Origin of the sequence: Candidatus Aegiribacteria sp. (assembly GCA_021108435.1) — a bacterium.
Taxonomy (GTDB): Bacteria; Fermentibacterota; Fermentibacteria; order Fermentibacterales; family JCC-6; genus Aegiribacteria.
This window is the reverse complement of record JAIOQY010000014.1, coordinates 1-3,630: the sequence shown is the minus strand read 5'-3', so window position 1 is coordinate 3,630 and position 3,630 is coordinate 1. Positions and strand designations below refer to the sequence as shown.

Sequence of the window (3,630 nt, the reverse complement as noted above, 5' to 3'; positions counted from 1 at the left end):
CTGGACAAAAGCATATTCATGCTTGACAAGTTCAGGCTTTATGAAGGAATACGCAGATTTCTTGAGCTGCAGGCTTCAATTTCACCTTTGATAATATGTCTTGATAATATTCACTGGGCGGATGACAGTTCTCTGGAACTATTCAATTACCTGGTCAGAGCGCTCCAGGAAAGTCCTGTCTTTTTCTTCTTCATATACCGTGTCGAAGAGGCGAAGTCTGAATCATTCCGTAAAGTAATGCAGTCAATGAATCGGGAAAAACTCTATGACCTGATCGAGCTTGAGCCGCTGGAACTCTTCGAAGTAGCGCAAATGCTATCGCTTATGGCTGGCATTTCCCCGTCACCTGAGCTCAACACTTTCATCTACAGGGAGACAGGCGGCAATCCATTTTTCATCGAAGAACTGATGAAGTCCATGGAGTCTGAAGACGCATTCATCAGCAGCGAGACAGAACTTTCATTCATCGAGGACAAAGAGATTGCTATTTCCCATTTGATCAAAGGTGTGGTCAACAGGAAAATGGGTATGATGAGCAGTCAATCGCAAGAATTACTGGAGTATGCCGCGGTCATCGGAAGGAAATTCGATTTTTCTTTGCTGCGTGAAGTAACCGGAATGAATGAAGGGCATCTGTTCGATCTGATGGATGAGATTCTGGGTATGAGATTATTGAAGGAGAGTGAAGGAGAGCGGTATTGTTTTTCAGAAGATGTAATAAGAGAGACTATATATCAGCAAATACCTAAGATTAAATCAAAGCACTATCACCGGATTGTTGGAGAAGCATTAGTCTCCCTTAATGCAGAAAGTGTTGATAATGTTGTAGAGGAGTTAGCTTATCACTATTATATATGCAATGATAATGATAAAGTAATAGAATATGGCATCATTGCCGCGGACAGAGCAAAGAACGCTTATGCAAATAGAGATGCTATAGAGTTCTATAGCAGAGTGCTGGAGTGTCTGACACAGAGCGGGACAGAGGGTTCGGAACTGAAGGAAATCGAAATTCAAAAAAAGAGAGCCGCAGTTCTGGATCTGGTCGGTGATAATGAGATGGCGATAGAGGATCTGAAAGAAGCTGTCAAGAATTCGCAAGTGCTTGGGGAAAAGAAACTGGAAGCTGATTGCCTGATTGATTTGTGCAGAGTCTACTTTGGATTATCTCACTACGATGATACTATTGAAATGGCAGAGAAAGCCCTGGAAATCTACAGGGAACTGAATGATGAGCAGGGAGAAATGGGAGGTCTTAATTGTATTGGAATCGCCAACTGGTATCTTGGTGAATTCAAGAGCGCACTGAAACTATATCAGAATTCATTGACGATTGCGGAAAAGACAGAGAATAAGAAGTTCGAAGCAATGATTCTTGGGAATAAGAGTATTATTTTCTGGAATCTGGGCGAGTATTCAAAATCACTGAAATACTACCTTCGTTCACTGGAGATAACAAAAACTCTCGGTGATATCGAAACTGAAGCTAGAGCCCTCAGCAATATAGGTCTCATATATGGAGATCTGGGCGATAATGCAAAAGCAAAGGATTGTTATGAAAGATCCTTGAAATTATCAAATGAAATGGGCGCAAGGAAGCTTGAAGCGAGTACTCTTAACAATATTGGAATTCTAAGCGCGGTATCAGGCGAATATGCAAAGGCAATAAAATATTATGAGACCTCAATGAGTATTTCGATTGAAACCGGTACTCGTAAAGTCGAGGCGATGACTCGTAATAATATCGGAGTTCTTTACTATAAACTTGGTGATTATTCCAGGTCTCTGGAATACTGTACATATTCATTACAGATCGCAAGAGAGATCAATGATCGTCAAACAGAGGCGGAAAGCCTTGTCGCAATTGGAGAAATATACCTTGAGAAAGGGGAATTTTCCACCGCGGAAGAGTATTATGAAGAAGCTGTCTCTATAGCAGAGATGATCAAATCGAATCCACTCATTGCTGAAGTTCTTATTAGCTTTACCTCGCTCCATCTGGAAAAGAACGACCTTGAAACGGCCGGAGAAACGCTGAATAAAACCTTTCATTTAATTGACGCGATGAATTCAGGAAAAATGGAAGCAACAGCACATTGTCTATCAGGTCGTTTGTCTGCAGAGAAGAAGGAATGGGATAAGGCCATAATTGCTTTCAACAAATCATTATCGATTTTCGAAGGTATTAACAGACAGCTGGATATTGGCCAGGTTCATTATTTTCAGGGTTTGATGTACAGGGAATCCGGGGATGAAGCCAGGGCAATGATGAGCCTTGATGAAGCGCTGAAAATATTCATCGAACTTGGTGCAGAAGGATGGGTTAAAAAAGCCAGGACAGAAAAGAAAAATCGAACCATATGACCTGACACTTCGTGGGTATGATGGGAAGAAGAACGTATATTGAAAACCGGAAGAAAATTGTGTGGGTCTCTGATACTCCTGTTCATACTGTGCTTTTCGGGAGATACGCTTGCTTTAACCTATGAAGTCGGGCCGGGAATGCCTTACGAGAATATCGGCGACGTTCCTCTGGAGAACCTGAATCCGGGGGATTCGGTTCTCATTCACTACAGGACAGAGCCATACTGTGAGAAATGGGTGATAGCCCGTTCGGGAACCGAATCAGATAACATTGTCTTCAAAGGAGTACCCGGTCCGGGGGGAGAGATTCCCGTTATTGATGGGCGTGACGCGGTAACAAGGCTGGAACTGGATTACTGGTCGGAGGAAAGAGGAGTTATCAACCTCGGCGGATCAAGCTTCCCGAATCAGGATCCTGACTATGTCATAATAGAGAACCTGGATATAAGAAGTGGGCGGTCACCATTCACGTTTACGAATGACAGCGGTCAGCCGGGGAGCTATTCGGAAAATGCTGCTTCGATATATGTGATATCAGGCAATCATATTACAATAAGAAATTGCATTCTTCGCGATTGCGGGAATGGTTTTTTCGCGTCATACCAGTCAGGTAACATTACGATCGAGTGCTGTCATATATACGATAACGGCGTTGAGGGCAGTTATTACCAGCACAATAATTACACTGAATCAAATGGCATTGTTTTCCAGTACAATCATTTCGGACCGCTAAGGGCAGGATGCGAAGGAAACAATTTGAAGGATCGCTCTTGCGGCACGGTTATCAGATACAACTGGATAGAATGCGGCAACAGACAGCTTGATCTTGTTGAATCAGATCATTCCGGTATCTATAATGACCCTTCATATTCCGAGACATTTGTCTATGGGAATATTCTGATTGAGCAGTACAACGAGGGTAACAGCCAGATATGTCACTATGGCGGCGACGGTTCAAACACAGATCATTACAGGAAGGGAACTCTGTATTTCCACAACAACACCGTGATATCGGGAAGAACAGGGAATACAACTTTATTCAGATTATCAACGAATGATGAATTCGCGGACGCGAGAAACAACATCGTATATGTAACGGATACCGGAAGCAGACTGGCTATGCTCAATGTTCATGGTATCCTTGACATAAGAAATAACTGGTTCAAGACCGGCTGGGTTGAAACACATCAGAGCGGGTTCCAGGGAACAGTCATAAATTCAGGCGGACTTGTTACAGGCGACTTTCCAGGATTTGCAGATTTTGGA

2 protein-coding genes are annotated in these 3,630 nt (G+C 42.9%); both read left to right on the top strand.

Annotation, left to right across the window (positions count from 1 at the left end; translation table 11 throughout):
• A partial coding sequence (locus K8R76_00725; protein ID MCD4846696.1) for a tetratricopeptide repeat protein occupies nt 1-2,364 on the top strand: 2,364 nt, incomplete at its 5' end.
• Nucleotides 2,365-2,403: 39 nt separating this feature from the next.
• Nucleotides 2,404-3,630, top strand: a 1,227-nt coding sequence (locus K8R76_00720; GenBank protein ID MCD4846695.1) for a right-handed parallel beta-helix repeat-containing protein, incomplete at its 3' end; no start/stop codon positions are given.